This window comes from Rhizobium sp. FKY42 (assembly GCF_005222835.1).
GTDB lineage: Bacteria > Pseudomonadota > Alphaproteobacteria > Rhizobiales > Rhizobiaceae > Neorhizobium.
The window spans coordinates 202,163-220,411 of record NZ_STGA01000029.1; the positions used below are offsets into that span (position 1 = coordinate 202,163).

18 protein-coding genes are annotated in these 18,249 nt (G+C 58.2%); 14 read left to right on the top strand and 4 right to left on the bottom strand.

Annotated features, from left to right (window positions below):
• Positions 1–11 precede the first annotated feature (11 nt).
• The 3 genes from E8M78_RS11785 to E8M78_RS11795 form a co-directional block, all read right to left on the bottom strand.
• Positions 12–314, bottom strand: coding sequence for an AzlD domain-containing protein (locus tag E8M78_RS11785; RefSeq protein ID WP_137135226.1), 303 nt, complete (start codon positions 312–314; stop codon positions 12–14).
• Positions 311–1,012, bottom strand: a complete 702-nt coding sequence (locus E8M78_RS11790; RefSeq protein ID WP_137135227.1) for an AzlC family ABC transporter permease — start codon at positions 1,010–1,012, stop codon at positions 311–313. The genes E8M78_RS11785 and E8M78_RS11790 overlap by 4 nt, the downstream gene beginning before the upstream one ends.
• Before the next feature lie 65 nt (positions 1,013–1,077).
• Complete coding sequence (locus E8M78_RS11795; protein ID WP_137135228.1) at positions 1,078–1,935, bottom strand: AraC family transcriptional regulator; 858 nt, start codon at positions 1,933–1,935, stop codon at positions 1,078–1,080.
• 81 nt (positions 1,936–2,016) lie between these two features.
• On the opposite strand from E8M78_RS11795, the gene alr reads away from it, so the two are divergent.
• The 13 genes from alr to E8M78_RS11860 all read left to right on the top strand — a co-directional run bounded on the left by alr (position 2,017) and on the right by E8M78_RS11860 (position 15,540).
• Positions 2,017–3,183 (top strand): alanine racemase, encoded by a 1,167-nt coding sequence (gene alr, locus E8M78_RS11800; RefSeq protein WP_137135229.1) that lies wholly within the window; start codon positions 2,017–2,019, stop codon positions 3,181–3,183.
• A gap of 114 nt (positions 3,184–3,297) precedes the next feature.
• Positions 3,298–4,698: a DNA repair protein RadA gene (radA, locus tag E8M78_RS11805; RefSeq protein ID WP_137135230.1), complete on the top strand. Its 1,401-nt coding sequence runs from the start codon at positions 3,298–3,300 to the stop codon at positions 4,696–4,698.
• A 123-nt stretch (positions 4,699–4,821) separates the two neighbouring features.
• Positions 4,822–5,403: a CvpA family protein gene (locus E8M78_RS11810; RefSeq protein ID WP_137135231.1), complete on the top strand. Its 582-nt coding sequence runs from the start codon at positions 4,822–4,824 to the stop codon at positions 5,401–5,403.
• A gap of 131 nt (positions 5,404–5,534) precedes the next feature.
• Positions 5,535–7,025 (top strand): amidophosphoribosyltransferase, encoded by a 1,491-nt coding sequence (purF, locus tag E8M78_RS11815; RefSeq protein ID WP_137135232.1) that lies wholly within the window; start codon positions 5,535–5,537, stop codon positions 7,023–7,025.
• 54 nt (positions 7,026–7,079) lie between these two features.
• The gene (locus E8M78_RS11820; RefSeq protein WP_137135233.1) at positions 7,080–7,820 is read left to right on the top strand and encodes an SDR family NAD(P)-dependent oxidoreductase; all 741 of its coding nucleotides are present in this window, start codon (positions 7,080–7,082) and stop codon (positions 7,818–7,820) included.
• Between the two features lie 25 nt (positions 7,821–7,845).
• Complete coding sequence (locus E8M78_RS11825; RefSeq protein WP_137135234.1) at positions 7,846–8,733, top strand: DMT family transporter; 888 nt, start codon at positions 7,846–7,848, stop codon at positions 8,731–8,733.
• Positions 8,734–8,994: 261 nt separating this feature from the next.
• A complete protein-coding gene (cysS, locus tag E8M78_RS11830; RefSeq protein ID WP_137135889.1) occupies positions 8,995–10,452 on the top strand; it encodes a cysteine--tRNA ligase in 1,458 nt (485 codons plus the stop codon).
• A 139-nt stretch (positions 10,453–10,591) separates the two neighbouring features.
• Entirely contained in the window at positions 10,592–11,059 is a 468-nt protein-coding gene (locus E8M78_RS11835; protein WP_137135235.1) for a GFA family protein, read from the top strand.
• Positions 11,056–11,535, top strand: a complete 480-nt coding sequence (locus E8M78_RS11840; RefSeq protein WP_281405071.1) for a GFA family protein — start codon at positions 11,056–11,058, stop codon at positions 11,533–11,535. Before E8M78_RS11835 ends, E8M78_RS11840 begins: the two co-directional genes overlap by 4 nt.
• 1 nt (position 11,536) lies before the next feature.
• Positions 11,537–12,496: a prolyl aminopeptidase gene (gene pip, locus E8M78_RS11845; protein WP_137135237.1), complete on the top strand. Its 960-nt coding sequence runs from the start codon at positions 11,537–11,539 to the stop codon at positions 12,494–12,496.
• Between the two features lie 61 nt (positions 12,497–12,557).
• On the top strand, positions 12,558–14,174 hold the full coding sequence (cimA, locus tag E8M78_RS11850) for a citramalate synthase (protein WP_137135238.1): 1,617 nt from the start codon (positions 12,558–12,560) through the stop codon (positions 14,172–14,174).
• Positions 14,175–14,286: 112 nt separating this feature from the next.
• The gene (rarD, locus tag E8M78_RS11855; RefSeq protein ID WP_137135239.1) at positions 14,287–15,195 is read left to right on the top strand and encodes an EamA family transporter RarD; all 909 of its coding nucleotides are present in this window, start codon (positions 14,287–14,289) and stop codon (positions 15,193–15,195) included.
• Between the two features lie 15 nt (positions 15,196–15,210).
• On the top strand, positions 15,211–15,540 hold the full coding sequence (locus tag E8M78_RS11860) for a DHCW motif cupin fold protein (RefSeq protein ID WP_137135240.1): 330 nt from the start codon (positions 15,211–15,213) through the stop codon (positions 15,538–15,540).
• Here E8M78_RS11860 and E8M78_RS11865 read toward each other — a convergent pair.
• Complete coding sequence (locus tag E8M78_RS11865; protein WP_137135241.1) at positions 15,537–16,142, bottom strand: TIGR00730 family Rossman fold protein; 606 nt, start codon at positions 16,140–16,142, stop codon at positions 15,537–15,539. The genes E8M78_RS11860 and E8M78_RS11865 overlap by 4 nt on opposite strands.
• A 167-nt stretch (positions 16,143–16,309) precedes the next feature.
• On the opposite strand from E8M78_RS11865, the gene E8M78_RS11870 reads away from it, so the two are divergent.
• Positions 16,310–18,148 carry a LysM peptidoglycan-binding domain-containing protein gene (locus E8M78_RS11870; protein ID WP_137135242.1) on the top strand — a complete coding sequence of 613 codons (1,839 nt, stop codon included), beginning with the start codon at positions 16,310–16,312 and terminating at the stop codon, positions 18,146–18,148.
• Positions 18,149–18,249 lie beyond the last annotated feature (101 nt).

Sequence of the window (18,249 nt, forward strand, 5' to 3'; positions counted from 1 at the left end):
GGGCGTTTTCGTTACAGGCCGACGGCTCTCAGACCGGCAACGGTCAAGACGCCCGCCCCTGCGGCTGGAAGAAGCGGCAGGCGGAGAGCTGCAAGGGCGGTGACACCGCAGGCAACGGTTTCCGCAATGCCGGTCGCCAAGGCTGTTGGCGCGACCACCGCCATCAAGACGGCGGGCGGAACCGTTTTCAGCGCTCTTTCGGTTCGGGTTGAAAGGCTTATCCGGCCGATCAGAAACGCGCCAAACAAGCGGGTGAAAACAGTTGCCAACATCATGGCGAGTACGGCGGCAAGGGTTGCAGCGTTGAGCGTCATGCCCGCACCTCCGCCCTGCGATCCGGCATTAGCGCTGCTGCCAGCCCGGCCAATGCACCGGCGGCGATATACCAGGCACCCGGAACAAGCGTGTGAACGGCAAGCGACGCCGAGGCGCTGGCAAGCAGCACAAGCCCCGTCTGCCTACCCTTCCAGAAGCCCATCAGCAGCACGATGAATACGGCAGGAAAAGCGAAGTCCAGGCCATAGACCGCCAGATCTCCCAGAAGTGTGCCGAACAGGGCGCCACTGAGACTTGCCATGATCCAGCCCAGATAGAAGGGCAGCGCAAGACCAAGATAGAAGGCTGGCGTTAACGCCTGCCTGTTGGCACGCGCTTCCGCCAGTGCCCAGTTTTCATCCGCCATCACCAGCAAGGCCGGTATTTTTTGCCAGATCCTGAACAGGCCGAGGCTCCGCGCCAAGGATGCGCCCATGAGAATATGGCGCAGATTGACCAGAAGCGCGGCAAGGCCAAGCGCGCTCCAGGACGCCGGATGCTGCCAGAGATCCATCGCGACGAATTGCGAGCCGCCTGCGAAAACGAGTGCGCTCATCAAGGTCGTTTCGAGCGGAGAGAGCCCGTTGCCGCTTGCGACCGTGCCAAATACAAAGCCGATCGGCAGAGCAGCCAGCACAAGGGGAAGAATTGATTTGATGCCTGCAGAAAACTCTGCCCGGCGCGAGTGATGATGCATCGATGCCTCCATTCGAAGGAGGCTTTAGCCATCACGTACCAATCGGTCTTGAACGAAAGTGATGTTCAACCGGCTCTGAAGACAGCTGGGGTCAGGCCTGTGCGGGCTTTGAAGTGACGGGTCAGGTGCGCCTGGTCGGCAAATCCACAGGCAAGGGCCGTATCCGACGGAGTTGCTCCCCCTCGTAGCAAATGACGCGCGTGCCGGATCCGGAGATCGGTCTGATAGGCATGCGGTGTAATGAAATAATGCTTGCGGAAAGCGCGGATCATATGGGCACGGCTGAGGCCGGCAATGCGGGCCAAGGCTTCAAGCCCGATATCCTGATCGAAATTCTGGGCGATATAGTCTCGCACCCGGCGCATGGCGACCGGCTCACTGTAATCCGGCAGATGGATGATGGCGCTGCCATGCCTCTTGAACATGTTGGCGAGCACCCCATACATGCCTTGCTCTCCGGCAAGCCCTGTCTCTTCTTCCACGGCGCGATGGGCGCAATTGAAAGCTGCAGCCAGTGGCGCATCTGTGAGCAACTGCCGGGAAAAACTCGGAGATCCGTGAAAGGCACGCCCTGTCATATCCTCGATGATATCGACCAGAAGCGCCGTATCCGGATAGATCATACGGTAACGATAGCCCTCCGGTCCGCCTGGCTGGCCGTCATGGATCTCGCCGGGATTGATGAGGTACAAGGCACCAGGACCCGTTGCTTCCCGCTCTCCCCGAATGTTAGCGACCTGACATCCGTTTTCTATGGCACCGATCGAAAACGTATCATGCGAGTGCGGAGAAAATTCATGCGTAATGAAGGAGGCGGTCAGGCACTCCATGTTCCGAAAGTGCCTTGCCCGCCAGAAGCGTGTTCTTTCCGTCCCCGATACGGGCGTTGCCTCGGCGGCTTGCTGCTGCGAAACATTGTGCATGACTGCAGAATAGACGTGTTCGTTATGATCGTCTTGAACAAAAGTGATAGGGTCCGCAGGACGTAGCAGAAGGATCCAAGAATGCCCGACACCGAGCCGCCGATCGAAGAAGCCGATCCGTTCGACATTGCGCCGGTGCGCCTGACCGTCGATCTGGCGGCTTTGGCCGAGAACTGGGTCGAGCTTTCCAAACGCTCCGGTCGCGCAAGAACCGGCGCCGTGCTGAAGGCCGATGCCTACGGTCTCGGCATCGAAGATTGCGGTCTGACACTCTACGAAGCCGGTGCACGGGACTTCTTCGTGGCCGCCGCTTCCGAAGGCGCAACGCTTCGTGCCTATGCGCCCGATGCCAGGATCTTCGTTCTATCGGGGATCTGGCCCGGACAGGAGCGCCTGTTTCTGGAGCACGACCTGGTGCCCGTTCTCGCCTCTGAAGAGCAGATGACGCACTGGATGTCCGTCATTGCCGAGGTGGGTGCCTATCCGTGCGCGGTACAGGTGGACACCGGCTTCAACCGGCTCGGGCTTTCCTTTGACGACGCGATGGCCTTGGCGCAGGATGTCTCTCGCCCGGCGAGTTTCGATCCGGTCCTCGTGCTCTCCCACCTGCACACAGCCGATGCCGCCGATGCGGAGACGACACGCAACCAGCTTGATCTTTTCCAGCAGGTTAGCGCCGCTTTCGAAGGTGTCGAATCAAGCCTCTCAGCGTCTGCCGGAATTTTCCTCGGACCGCGCTATCACTTCGATCTCACGCGACCCGGAATAGCACTCTACGGAGGTAAGGCTTCGCTGGCGATGGACCGCCCTTTGAGAACCGTGGCGACCGCGGAGGCACGTATCGTGCAGATCCGGGATGCGAAGGCGGGCGAGACAGTCAGTTATGGCGGTACGCACCGGCTTCTCCGCGACAGTCGGCTTGCTGTTGCTTCCGTTGGATATGCAGACGGCTATATGCGTTCGCTATCAGGCTCAGGTATTCCCTTGCGCAACGGACCAATTGGCGGCGCTGCTGCCGCGTTTGACGGGTACAAATTGCCGGTTCTTGGGCGCATCACCATGGATCTGGCGGTCTTCGATGCGACGGATCTACCGAGCGGAGCTTTGCGAACCGGCGATTATGTCGAACTTGTCGGGCCGAACATGCCGCTGGATGACGTTGCAGAAGCAGGCGGCACCATCGGCTACGAACTCCTAACAGGTTTCGGCCTGCGCTATGAGCGTCGGTATACCGGCGACGAGGTCTGAGCTTTCCAATTCTCCGGTTCCGGTGCTCTTGCAAAGTTGCCGCCAAGAGGATACGAGAACAAAACATGATCAAAATGGGCCGTTAATTCCGAGGCCTGCAAGCATTGGATAGTCATGGCCAAGGCAAAAACGCAATTCGTCTGCCAGAACTGCGGCACGGTGCACACGCGCTGGGCCGGCAAATGCGATGGCTGCGGCGAATGGAACACAATCATTGAGGATGATCCGCTGGGCGGCATCGGCGGCGGCCCTGGCAAGACACCCAAGAAGGGCCGTGCCGTTGCGCTGACGACGCTTTCCGGGGAAACCGAAGAGGCACCTCGCGTCCAGACAGGCATCAGCGAACTGGATCGCGTGACAGGCGGCGGCTTCGTGAGGGGCTCTGCGGTGCTGGTGGGAGGTGATCCCGGCATCGGCAAATCGACCCTGCTCATGCAGGCGGCGGCAGCCCTCTCCAGGCGCGGGCACAGGATCATCTATGTCTCGGGGGAAGAGGCCGTGGCGCAGGTGCGGCTTCGGGCGCAGCGCCTTGGGGCGGCGTCGACCGATGTGCTTCTGGCTGCCGAAACCAATGTCGAAGATATCCTCGCCACGCTTGCCGAGGGCAAGCGGCCGGACCTCGTCATCATTGATTCCATTCAGACACTGTGGAGCGATATTGTCGATTCGGCACCCGGTACGGTGACGCAGGTGCGCACGGGTGTTCAGGCCATGATCCGATTTGCCAAACAGACCGGTGCCGCCATGGTTCTGGTGGGCCATGTGACGAAAGAAGGGCAGATCGCAGGACCTCGTGTGGTCGAGCACATGGTGGATGCCGTGCTATACTTCGAAGGCGATCGCGGCCATCACTACCGGATCCTGCGCACGGTGAAGAATCGCTTTGGCCCGACCGATGAAATCGGCGTCTTCGAAATGTCCGATAAGGGTCTGAGGGAAGTGACCAATCCGTCCGAGCTTTTCCTCGGCGAACGCAACACCAAGGCCCCCGGTGCTGCCGTATTCGCCGGAATGGAGGGAACGCGTCCGGTTCTGGTTGAGGTGCAGGCGCTCGTTGCACCGACCTCGCTTGGCACGGCACGCCGTGCAGTGGTCGGATGGGATGGATCCCGGCTCGCCATGATCCTGGCCGTCCTTGAGGCGCATTGTGGCGTTCGGCTCGGACAACACGATGTTTACCTGAATGTTGCCGGTGGATACAGGATCAGCGAACCGGCTGCGGATGTTGCCGTGGCTGCGGCCCTTGTCTCGTCGCTTGCCAGCACGCCCTTGCCCGTCGATTCGGTCTTCTTCGGCGAGGTAAGCCTTTCGGGAGCGGTGCGTCCCGTTTCACAAACCGCGCAACGTCTGAAGGAAGCGGAGAAGCTTGGTTTTGCACGTGCAACGCTGCCTGCATCGTCTGCCGAACTGCCAAAGGGTCGTAAAGGCCTGACCGAAATCGAGGGGCTGCCCGATCTCGTGGTGCAGATTGCAGGTTCCGCCCGCAAGTTCGGCAAGCAGACAGATGAGGATTGATCTTCCCCCGGCCTCGCCACTGTTGTAAGAGGAGCGCAAAATTCTTGCCTTTCTGCGGAGTTCCGCTAAGGCCACATCATGCATCCCCGCCGCGGGACCGATCAGTCTTGGAGTAGATCATCTATGCCCATCACGATTTTTGACGGCATTGTTCTTGGCGTCACGCTTTTCTCGGCGGTTCTTGCCATGGTTCGCGGCTTCTCCCGCGAAGTGCTGTCCATCGCAAGCTGGGCGGGCTCCATAGCAGCAGCCTACTATCTGCACCCGCTGCTCTTGCCCTATGCCAAGAATTATACAGCCGACGACCGTATCGCACTCGCGGGATCCGCAGGCGTTATCTTTCTCGTTGCGCTGATCATCATCACTTTCATTACGACACGCATTGCCGATTTCATCATCGACAGCCGGATCGGTGCGCTGGATCGCACGCTTGGCTTCCTGTTTGGTGCAGCGCGCGGCATTCTGCTGCTCGTCGTTGCCGTCGCCTTCTGGAACTGGCTGGTCGATGTAAGGTCGCAGCCGGCCTGGGTTACGCAGGCCAAGTCAAAGCCGTTTCTGGATACGCTCGTTTCACGGCTTGAGACCGTTCTGCCGACGGATATCGAGCCTCAGATCCGCGCCCGCATCCTGGGACGTGGCGAGGCGAAGGGCAATGAGGCGGCTCCGTCTGACGAAGCTCCGAACGCACCTGTTACAAATAATTGACGAACCTGGACTACCGAGGGAAGCCAAAAGCCTCCATTTGTGTTACAACCCCATGACAGAAGGCCGGATGATGTTCTTAGCGAACCCTACCGGCCTCTTTCAGTTTTTTCTGAGTTGGCAAGGACCTGCAGATGAATCAGCCGGTTTCGCATGACGCATTCCATGATCTTGATGGTGACACTCTGCATGAAGAATGCGGCGTGTTTGGTATTCTCGGTCATCCCGATGCAGCAACACTGACAGCACTCGGCCTGCATGCCCTGCAGCATCGCGGTCAGGAAGCAGCGGGTATCGTGTGCTTTGATGGAACACAGTTCCATACCGAAAAGCATATGGGTCTGGTGGGCGACCACTACACCAACCCTGCGACGCTGGCGAAACTGCCGGGTGACATGGCGATTGGCCACACGCGCTATTCGACGACCGGCGAAGTTGCTCTGCGCAACGTGCAGCCGCTGTTTGCAGAACTCGAAGTCGGCGGCATTGCGGTCGCCCATAACGGCAATTTCACCAATGGCCTGACACTGCGCCGTCAGTTAATCGCCGGTGGCGCCATCTGTCAGTCCACGTCCGATACGGAAGTGGTTCTACACCTCATCGCCCGCTCCCGCTACACATCGACGACAGATCGGTTCATCGATGCCATACGCCAGATGGAGGGTGGCTATTCCATGCTGGCGCTGACCCGCACGAAGCTGATTGCTGCGCGCGATCCCACGGGCATCCGTCCACTGGTGATGGGCGAACTCGACGGCAAGCCGATCTTCTGCTCGGAGACCTGTGCGCTGGATATTATCGGCGCCAAATATGTCCGTGATGTTGAGAACGGCGAAATCATCATTTGCGAAATCCAACCGGACGGCTCGATCGAGATCGATTCGCGCAAGTCGCCAACAGCACAGCCGGAGCGGCTCTGCCTGTTCGAATATGTCTATTTTGCCCGCCCCGATTCAGTAGTCGGCGGTCGTAGCGTTTATGTTTCCCGCAAGAACATGGGCATCAATCTTGCCAAGGAAGCACCGGTCGAGGCGGATGTCGTTGTGCCCGTGCCCGATGGCGGCACACCGGCGGCACTTGGCTATGCGCAGGAAAGCGGCATTCCCTTCGAGTATGGCATCATCCGCAACCATTATGTTGGCCGCACCTTCATTGAGCCCACCCAGCAGATCCGCGCTTTCGGCGTCAAGCTCAAGCATTCGGCCAATCGGGCGATGATCGAAGGCAAGCGCGTTGTGCTGGTGGATGATTCCATCGTTCGCGGCACGACTTCACTGAAGATCGTTCAGATGATCCGCGATGCGGGCGCCAAGGAAGTGCACTTGCGTGTTGCCAGCCCGATGATCTTCCATCCGGATTTCTACGGTATCGATACGCCGGACGCGGAAAAGCTGCTGGCAAATCAGTATGACGGCGTCGAAGCCATGTGCCGCTATATCGGCGCAGACAGCCTGCAGTTCCTGTCCATCAACGGCCTTTATCGTGCCGTTGGCGGTGAAGACCGCAACCCGGCCCGTCCGCAATTTACCGACCACTACTTTACCGGCGACTATCCGACGCGCCTGCTTGACAAAGCAGCCGAGACGATGGGACGGAAGGTTTCGGTTCTCGCCAGCAACGGCTGAGACAATCCGGCGGGGTGCATTGCCCTCCGCCGGATCATTCATAGTGGGACGGATATGAGCATTGACTTGAAGGGCAGGATCGCGCTGGTCACTGGCGCATCGCGAGGTATTGGCTATTTTACGGCCTTGGCGCTGGCCAAAGCTGGCGCGCATGTGATTGCCTGTGCGCGCACAGTAGGCGGACTGGAAGAGCTGGATGATGCGATACAGGCGGCGGGCGGCACGGCAACCCTGGTTCCCTTCGACATTACCGACATGCAGGCGATCGATCGGCTGGGCGCTTCGATTTTCGAACGCTGGGGCAAGCTCGATATCCTCGTGGCCAATGCCGGTATCCTGGGCGTTATTTCGCCCGTCGGCCATATCGAAGCCAAGGTCTTCGAGAAGGTGATGCTGACCAATGTTACAGCCACCTGGCGGCTTATCCGCTCGGTCGAGCCGCTGTTGCTGAAGTCTGACGCGGGGCGCGCGCTGATTTTGTCTTCAGGTGTCGCTACCAATGCCCGTCCCTTCTGGGGTGCCTATGCCACCAGCAAGGCGGCGGTGGAAATGCTGGGTCGCACCTGGGCTGCGGAAACCGAACACACGAAGCTACGTGTCAACAACGTGAACCCCGGTGCAACACGCACCGCCATGCGCGCGCAAGCGATGCCCGGGGAAGACCCGTCAACGCTGCCACATCCTTCCGAAGTGGCGGAAAAGCTTTTGCCGCTTTGCGATCCGGCAATGACGGAAACAGGCCGCCTCTATGTGGTACGTGAGGGTAAGTTCGTAGATTATAAAATGCCGGAATAATCCGGCGTCGAATTCAGATCATCCCATGCGCCCTCGCGACATCCTCGTCTATATCTTTCTTTCGGTCGCATGGGGGCTCTCGTTTCTGCTGCTTCTGCATGTGATTGCGGCCTTCGGTTGGGTGGGTTCGGTCACCTTTCGCTGCCTTCTCGCGGGCATTCTGCTTTTTGTGCTGGCGCGTCTGACCAATCGCAGACTGCGTTTTCCCAACAGCTGGAAGCCGCTTGCAGTCGTTGGCGCAACAACCGTTGCCGGTCAGCTGATCGGCATTTCCTACGCAACGCCCCTGATCGGCACCGCAATGGCCGCCATCTTCGTGGCGACCATACCCCTCTTCTCCATGTTGATTGCCCGGTTATGGGGGACGGAGTTGATCACGCCCGCGAGAGTGGCAGGGCTTGTTCTGGGAACCATTGGCATCATCATGCTCGTTGGTTTTCCGGCGGTGCCTATCGACCGGAATTTCATTCTCGGCTGCGTTGCCATGGTCTTCAGCACCTTCTGCGCCGCCTTTGGCAGCAATTATGCCAGCCGCCACCTGAGCGACACTGGTCCCTGGGAAGTCACCATCGGCGCCTTCCTGTTTGGCGGGGTCATGGCGCTGCCGCTGCTGTTTCTCGTTCCGGTTCCGGGTGTGCCGCAGGCAATCGATTATCTCTATCTGCTCGTTCAGGCAGGCGTCATGAGCGCCCTCACCTATGTGCTCTACTTCGGCCTCGTCAGCAGCATCGGGGCAACGCGGGCTATCAGCGTCGAGTTTGTGGTGACCGTGATCGCTGTGCTGGTTGGAGCCTTCGCCTTGCATGAGCCGCTGACCCTGCTGCAGTTTGCGGGAGGAGGTGTCATCATTGCCGGATGCGCCCTGGTGCTCGGCATTTTTCCCGCCAAGGACAAAATCCCGCTTCAGCCCTGAGCTTCTCTCCAGCGCTTGCAGTCTGCTAGAAAGAATATTCTGTCGGGATCGGATACAGCGAACGTTTGCGCCTTGACGCCCCCTTGACCATTACTGGCTCTCGCGCCATAAGCTTTGCCCCATGAACAAGGCCAACTGCTGCATCATTTGCGGGATTATTATTCGCTAGCGTTTCGCTGGCCTGGCCGTTCTCGTCTCTCGAAATTCCAAGAAGACAAGGGAACCGGTTCCGGCCGGTGGGGGAATTTCATTCGGGAGAGACTGTCCATGAGCCTCAAGCTCAAGCTTTACAACACGCTGACCCGCGAGAAGGCTGAATTCCAGCCAATCGACCCGAACAATGTGCGCATGTATGTCTGCGGTCCCACCGTTTATGATTTCGCGCATATTGGTAATGCGCGCCCGGTCATCGTGTTCGATGTTCTCTTCCGTCTGCTGCGCCATGTTTATGGCGAGGGACAGGTGACCTATGCCCGCAACATCACCGACGTGGATGACAAGATCAACGCGCGGGCTTTGCGCGATCATCCGGGCCTGCCTCTCAACGAAGCGATCCGTGCCGTCACCGAGCGCACCGAGCAGCAGTTCCAGGCGGATGTGAAGGCACTTGGCTGCCTGGAGCCGACCGTGCAGCCGCGTGCCACTGACAACATTACCCAGATGATCGACATCATCGAGAAGCTGATTGCCCGCGGCCATGCCTATGCGGCAGAAGGCGAAGTGCTGTTCGATACGCGCTCCATGAGCGATTACGGCCAGCTTTCCAAGCGTCCGCTGGATGAGCAGCAGGCCGGTGCGCGCATCGCCGTCGATGCTCACAAGAAGAACCCCGGCGATTTCGTGCTCTGGAAGGCTTCCAGCGAAAGCGAACCCGGCTGGCCAAGCCCCTGGGGTCGTGGCCGTCCCGGCTGGCATATCGAATGCTCGGCAATGAGCGCACGCTATCTGGGCGAAACCTTCGATATTCATGGCGGTGGACTGGATCTCATCTTCCCGCATCATGAAAACGAAATTGCCCAGTCCCGCTGCGCACACGACACGCATGTGATGGCCAATGTGTGGATGCACAATGGCTTCGTGCAGGTCGAAGGCCGCAAGATGTCGAAGTCGGAAGGCAATTTCGTGACCATCAACGAACTTCTGGAAACGGAAAAGTTCGGCGGTCGCAAATGGCCAGGCGAAGTGCTGCGCCTTGCCATGCTGATGACGCATTACAGCGAGCCGATCGACTTTTCCGTCAAGCGGCTGGAAGAGGCAGAAAAAATTTTCAAAAAATGGGCTGACACCCTTCGGTTGGTGGAATCACGAGCAATTGTGCCTTGGAAGAATTCCATCGGCCCCGCACATTTTGGTCCGGTAGGGACGCAGTTGCTTATGTATCTACAAGAAGACTTGAATACCCCTGCATTGATTGCGGCAATTAGCAGGCTTGGCAGGGAAATCGCCGCTGGAGAGCTTGAAGCAGTTGACGATTTTATCAACTTGATTGACTTGTTGGGTTTTGATTTCGCTCTTTTCTTCGAAGGTGAGGAAACCTCTCCCGCAGAGCAAAATTTCATCTTCACAAAAGTCCAAGAGCGCCTCGAACTGCTGAAAGCCAAGAATTTCGCAGAAGCAGATCGAATTCGCGATGAGCTGGCAGCCAAGGGCATCCAGCTGAAGGACAGCAAAGACAAGGATACCGGCGAACGCGTCACCACCTGGGACATGAAGCGCTAACAGGACAGAAGGCCGATGGCTGAGAACCCGAACACCAAAATGCCGAAATGGCTGCTTTACGGGCTCATTGCAAAAGGTGTTCTGGTTGCCGCGATCACGATCGGCGTGGTTGTCTATGTAAGTTTGAGGTAGGAGAGGCATGATGGAAGGCGTATTTACCGGCGGATGCCAGTGTGGCGCGGTTCGCTTTCGGGCTGAAAAGCTTGGAAGGGCCTCGATCTGTCATTGCCGCATGTGCCAGAAGCAGTTCGGCAGCTTCTTCGGTGCGCTCGTCACGGCTGATCAGGCACATCTCACATGGACGCGTGGGCAGCCTAGCCTCTTTCGCTCATCCGCCAAGGTGAAGCGTGGTTTTTGCCCGAAATGCGGAACGCCCCTCACCTATCAATCTGATGAGGGGGTAGAGATCGCCATCGGCGCATTCGACCACCCGGAACTCATCGAGCCGGAAATCCAGGTAAACTATAGCCATCGCTTGCCCTGGATCGATCACCTGTTTGAGAAGACGCAGTTTTCTAGTCCTGAATACGATGCAAAATGGGCATCAGTCGAAAGCTACCAGCACCCGGACCACGATACGGCCGAGTGGCCGCCGAAGGACGAATAGCGGTGGCCTTTTCCGGTGGATGCCAATGCGGAGCTGTACGGTATCGGATCGATGGTGACATCGGTAATCCGCACATATGCCATTGTCGCATGTGCCAGAAGGCATCCGGCAACTACTTCATGCCCTTGGGCTGGGTCCAACGTGAAAGCTTCACTCTGACGCGCGGGGCGCCGAGCTGGTTCCGGTCTTCAGATATGGTTAGGCGGGGGTTTTGCCAGGCCTGCGGCACACCACTCTTTTTCGAGCCGGTCAATTCTGAGGGTATCAATGTAACGCTTGGCTCTCTGGACGAACCGGAAATGGCCAAACCGACCTTGCAATCCGGCCAAGGCTCGCGCCTATCCTTTTTTCACAATCTGTCTGAGTTGCCCGATGAGGCTCAGGAGGTGTCCGCCGATTGGCTTACAGCTGTTGCCCGGAAGACCTACCAGCACCCGGATCACGATACGGCCGAATGGCCGCCGAAGGACGAATGACATGAGCGAGTTGCGGACATTTTATCCCGAGACAGAGCCCTTCGAGACCGGTTTTCTGGAAACCGGCGATGGTCATCAGGTCTACTGGGAGCGGGTCGGGACGAAGGGGGCGAAGCCTGCGGTCTTTCTGCATGGCGGTCCCGGCGGCACCATCAGCCCAACCCAGCGGCGTCTGTTCGACCCGGCACTTTACGATGTGATTTTGTTCGACCAGCGCGGCTGCGGCAAAAGCACGCCGAATGCCAGCCTTGAGAACAACACGACCTGGCATCTGGTGGCAGATATCGAACGCCTGCGGGAGATGATGGGCGTCGAGAAATGGCTGGTCTTCGGCGGCTCCTGGGGTTCCACGCTGGCGCTTGCCTACTCGCAAACCCATGCCGACCGTGTGTCCGAACTCGTGCTGCGCGGCATCTACACCCTCACCAAAGCGGAACTCGACTGGTACTATCAGTTCGGTGTCTCCGAGATGTTCCCCGACAAGTGGGAGCGTTTTCAGGCTCCCATTCCAGAAGATGAACGGCACGAGATGATGGCCGCCTATCGCCGCCGTCTGGTGGGTGATGACCGCGAGGAGCAGCTGCGTTGCGCCCGCGCCTGGAGCATCTGGGAGGGCGAGACGATTACGCTTCTGCCCAACCCAGCCTATTCCGGCACGTTTGAAGAGGATGATTATGCGCTGGCATTTGCGCGGATCGAAAACCACTATTTCGTTCACGCCGGCTGGCTGGAAGAAGGGCAATTGCTGCGGGATGCCTATAGACTGAAGGATATTCCCGGCACCATTATTCACGGACGCTACGACATGCCCTGCCCGGCAAAATATGCCTGGGCTCTGCACAAGGCTTGGCCGAAGGCTGATTTTCACCTCATCGAAGGAGCCGGTCACGCCTATCTGGAGCCCGGCATTCTGGATCAACTGATCCGGGTAACGGACCGTTTTGCCGGCAAGACGGACTGAAGCAAGCTTTTGGCCCGGATGGGCCGGTGACAAAATTCTGCGGCCCGGGGAGGCGCAACTGATGAGTATGGAACGCATCTATCTTTTCGACACGACACTTCGTGACGGGCAGCAGACGCCCGGCATCGATTTTTCCGTTGAAGACAAGATCGCGATTTCGAAGCTTCTCGACGAGTTCGGCATCGATTATGTGGAAGGCGGCTACCCCGGTGCCAACCCAACCGACACCGCATTTTTCGCACGCAAGCAAACGCATGCGGCCAAATTTACTGCATTCGGCATGACGAAACGTGCGGGGGTCTCGGCTGCCAACGATCCTGGTCTGGTTGCTCTTTTACAATCGAAAGCCGATGCGATCTGTCTTGTCGCGAAGAGCTGGGACTATCATGTCGCAGTGGCTCTCGGCTGCACCAACGAAGAAAATATTGAGTCGATCCGGGACAGCGTAAAGGCTGTGATAGCCTCAGGTCGTGAAAGCCTGATTGACTGCGAGCACTTTTTCGATGGCTACAAGGCCAATCCGGACTATGCGCTGGCCTGTGCAAAGACGGCCTATGAGGCGGGTGCGCGCTGGGTGGTTCTCTGTGATACGAATGGCGGTACCCAGCCGGACGAAGTGCGCAGAATCGTTTCCGCCGTCATCGCATCCGGCATTCCCGGCGCGTCATTGGGAATCCATGCGCATGACGATACAGGTCAGGCCATTGCCAATTCGCTGGCTGCAGTGGAGGCCGGTGTTCGCCAGATCCAGGGAACGCTAAATGGCATTGGCGAGCGTTGCGGCAATGCAAATCTCATCACGCTGATCCCCACCCTCGCCTTGAAGAAGGTTTACTCGGACCGATTTGAAACTGCGATCGATGCTGATCGCCTAACCGGCCTCACCCGACTGTCTCATGCCTTCGATGAATTGCTGAACCGCTCGCCGCATGCGCAGGCACCTTATGTGGGCGCATCCGCCTTCGCGACAAAAGCAGGCATTCATGCCTCCGCTCTGCTGAAAGACCCGCGTACCTACGAGCATGTGGTGCCGGAAAGCGTTGGCAACTTTCGCAAGGTCATGGTGTCTGACCAGGGAGGCAAGTCCAACTTCCTTAACGCCCTGAAGCGCATCGGGCTGGACGTCGCGAAAGATGACCCGCGTCTCGATACGCTGATTTCCATCGTCAAGGAGCGCGAGGCCCAAGGCTATGCCTATGAAGGGGCAGATGCGAGCTTCGAGCTTCTGGCCAGACGCACTCTCGGCACCATTCCGCATTTCTTCGATATCGAAGGTTTCCGCGTGATGGTGGAACGGCGGTTTGACGCAAATGGACAGTTGAAGACCGTGTCGGAGGCTGTGGTTCGCCTGATCATCGACGGTCACCGCATTATGTCAGTCGCTGAGGGTGACGGTCCGGTCAACGCGCTGGATCTGGCCTTGCGCAAGGATCTTGGCAAATTCAACAGAGAGATCGAAGAACTCGAACTGGTGGATTACAAGGTGCGCATTCTCAATGGCGGCACCGAGGCGATCACCCGCGTTCTCATCGAATCCATGGATGGCGACGGAACTCGTTGGTGGACCGTGGGCGTTTCGGAAAACATAATCGACGCCTCCTTCCAGGCGCTGATCGATTCCATCATCTACAAGCTGATGAAGAACCGGCACATGGCAGGCAAGATCGCGGCAGAATAATCGGCTGCGGCAAAGCTTCACATTCTGGAATATTCGCTTCAGCGAAATGAATTGGTTACGCCTGTGGATCAGGCGTAGACGGTTGCGCTTGCGGCAAAGAAAGGCATGCAGAATGGCAAGCAGCGAAACAAACCCTGCCCTGAATGGCGACACGCCGAAGGGATTTGCCTATGCCTTTGCCGCCTATGGCCTCTGGGGCTTCATGCCAATCTACCTCAAGATGCTTTCGCATCTTTCGCCTTTTGAAGTGTTGGCACACCGTGTCGTGTGGTCCTTGCCGCTGGCAGCAGTTGTTCTGCTTGTTACCCGCCGCATTGGTGACCTGAAGGCAGCGGTCCACTCTGGCAAGACCATGGCCATGGCTCTGGTGACGGCATGCCTGATTACCGTGAACTGGTGCACCTATGTCTATGCGGTGGGTTCAGGGCATGCGATCGAGGCGGCGCTCGGCTATTTCATCAATCCGCTTTTCAGCATCATGCTAGGGGCGATATTGCTGAAGGAGCGAATGACGAATGCCCAGAAGGCTGCCATCTCACTTGCATTCGTGGCCGTTGGTATCCTGACATGGGACGCCGGTCGTCTGCCATGGATCTCGCTGACTCTCAGCATCAGCTGGGGCTTTTACGCCCTGTTTCGCAAGACACTGCCCGTGGGGCCCAATCAGGGGTTCTTTCTCGAAGTTGCAATCCTCACAGTTTTTGCCTTGCCGTATATTGTCTGGCTCGAAGTCCATGGCGTGGGCCACCTGACCAATGGAACAGAATCGGACAGCTGGCTTCTGGCTTCCGCTGGCCTGTTCACTGCTATTCCGCTGATGATTTACGCCAATGCGGCAAAGCTTCTCAGACTATCCACCATTGGCATCATGCAATATATGACGCCAACCTTCGTGTTCCTGATTGCGATCTTCGTCTTCCATGAGCCGATGAACCCCGTAAAGCTGTTTGCCTTCGTTCTCATCTGGTCAGCTCTGGCTCTCTATAGCGTATCGATGCTACGAAACTACCGCGCGCGCTAAGACGGGAGGTGCGTCATGAAAATGTCCAATATTCCGTTCGGGACGACGGACTGGTCGCAGATTGAGCGCACCGAGCATTTCGGCGAAACGGGTCGGGCCTACTGGCGAACGCAGAAGTTTGGCGACATCCGTGTTCGTATGGTGGAATATACGCCGGGCTACAGGGCGGATCACTGGTGCGAGAAGGGCCATATCCTTCTGTGCCTGGAAGGCGAGATGGTCACCGAACTTGCAGATGGACGCGTATTTACCCTGAAGCCCGGCACAAGTTACCAGGTCGCTGATCATGCCGAGCCTCACCGGTCCTACACCAAAACAGGTGCGTTGCTGTTTATCGTGGATTAAAGGCGCTCGATCACGCTGCTGTCACCTTTTGCCAAAGGAGCATCGCCCCAGGCATCCATGATTGCGGGAACGATATCCTCCACATTATCGATGACAAGTGGCTGAACCAGATTGGCGTTGTGGATGAAGCCCTGCCTCTTCATGTGATCGATGAGTTCCAGCATTGGATCCCAGAATCCGCCGATATTGGCAAACACCATCGGCTTTCCATGGCGGCCAAGCTGCGCCCAGGTCATGATTTCTACGATCTCCTCCAGGGTTCCAATTCCACCCGGCAGTGTGACGAAGGCATCGGCGCGCTCGAACATCTTGTGTTTGCGCTCGTGCATATCCGCGGTGATGATAAGCTCATTCAGTTGGCCGAGAGAATGGCGCGTTGCCTCCATATCCACGAGGAATTCCGGGATGATGCCGGTGACTTTTCCGCCATTGGAGAGAACGCCAGAGGCGACCGCCCCCATGATGCCTTTTGTACCGCCGCCATAGACCAGATTGAGGCCATGTGCAGCGATGGACCTGCCCAGTGTTCTACCCGCCGAAACATAGGCGGGGTCTCGTCCCGGCTGTGAGCCACAGTAAGCACAAATGGATCGAATTGGCACAGCGTTCTCCGTATTTCATGTATCGGATGCCGAAGTTCACGGCCCTGTCGCCAAAAGTGACGGGGAATCAAGCTGTGAGCAAGTGCAAAAGACGGCGAATCCTTGTTAACTCTCGATGAACACTGTAATCCGGAACCGTTGGCGCGGTGACGCCAGGAGAGGTTTTGATGATCCATAATCGTGCCGGTTGGCTCGCTCTTGCTGTTCTTGCTGTCGCAACCCTGTTGATGGTGTTTTTCGTCATGCCCCGGCTATCGGGCGATGAGAAGCCGCAGACGACTGCAATGACCCCTGCAGCACCGGCAACCCAGGCGCCGACACCGGCCGCAACGGAAAGTTCGGCATCACAAACCACGACGGCAGACAAGGGTGCAAAACCGCAGGCCGAGGCGAAGCAGGATGTCCTGCCCACACCAGAAAAGCCCGCGACGGCACCGGCTTCGCCTGCACCGCAGAAGGCCGAGGCTCCTGTCATCATTCCGACATTCGACGTTCTTCGCGTCGAGCCCGATGGCTCCACGGTAATTGCAGGTCGCGCGGCTCCAGGCTCCAAGCTGGAAGTCACTGATCAAGCGAACACGGTTGCCACGACCACAGTCGACAAGGCTGGTGAGTTCGTGGCCATTCTTGACAAGCCGCTTTCTCCGGGCGACCACCAACTGGTCCTCAAAGCCACGAGCCCAGATGGCAAGACGGTGATCTCCGAAGAAATAGCGACAGTCTCCGTTCCCCAGGGCAAGGAAACAGAATTGCTGGCCATGGTCACAAAGCCGGGCGAAGCCAGCCGCATCATCGCCAAGCCGACGGCGCCCGCGAAGACCGACCGTGTCGCAACAACTGCGCCTGATGCATCGTCCGCACAGCCATCGGCCGAACCTGCGAAACCTGCCCCACAGGTCATGAATGCTCCGGTTGCCCAACCGTCTACCAAGCCTCAGCAGCAACAGCCGACGGTCGCAGCGCCTGCAACAGGCACAGCTCCAGCACAGCAAAACGCGAGTCCCCAGGCTGCGGCAACTGCGGCGCCAAAATCGCCGGACGCGGGCAAGGCTGATCTTCAAATTAGTGCCGTAGAGGTCGAGGGAAGCAAGCTTTTCGTCGCGGGCGTCGCAAAGCCCGGTTCGCGTCTCAAGGCGTATGCTGATGGACAGGTCATTGGCCAGACAATCGCAGGCAGTGACGGAAGTTTTGTCATTGACGGCGTTCGCGAACTCACGGTCGGGCAGCATACAATTGCCGTCGATCAGATCGGCGCAGACGACAAGATCATTGTTCGCGTCGAAGTTCCGTTCAACCGTCCCGCCGGAGATCAGGTGGCTGCCGTTGCGACGCAACAGAATTCTGCGGCGAGCCTGACACCCATCGACGCCGGGGCCTTCGACAAACTGCGCAACGAAGTGGCCAAGGCCTTCCAACTGCTGCAGAACCTCTACGCCAACAATGCGACGCCAAGTCTTGAGCAGGTCGCAGCAGCGCGTTCCGCCGTGACCATTTCACTACGGTCGCTGACGGAGTACCGTCTGCCGGCCGGTGTCAGCGCCAACGCCGCAGGGATTGCGGACACAACGATCAAGGCCGCGGCGGATGCTCTGGCTGCCCTTGAAGCGCTACCGAAAGATGTCGAAGCCATTCGAAAGAACTTGGGGACACTGAGCGCAATGATCGCGCGCGTTACCTCTTCCACCCTGCCGTCTGCGCCTTCGACAGCCCAGGCAACCCCACCTGCGACCAATCAGGATACGGGCGCGCCCAGGACAATTGCGCAGGCTCCTTTGACGCAGAGCGATGCGGCGTCGGTGATCATTCGCCGTGGGGATACGCTCTGGCAGATTTCCCGTCGCGTCTACGGCCAGGGTGTCCGCTACACGACTATCTATCTGGCAAACCAGGATCAGATTGCAAACCCGGACATTATCCAGCCAGGCCAGATATTTGGCGTCCCGAAGGACGCCATGCCGGAAACAGAGGCAGAAAAACTGCATAGGCAGCGCTTGAACAAGACCTGAAACGAGATTGGAGCCGCTTCTGCGGCTCTGATTTTATGATGAACTGCTTCCCGGCCTATGCCTGAATTGCGTTGCGATCAGCGTAAGCAGGCCTTAAACAG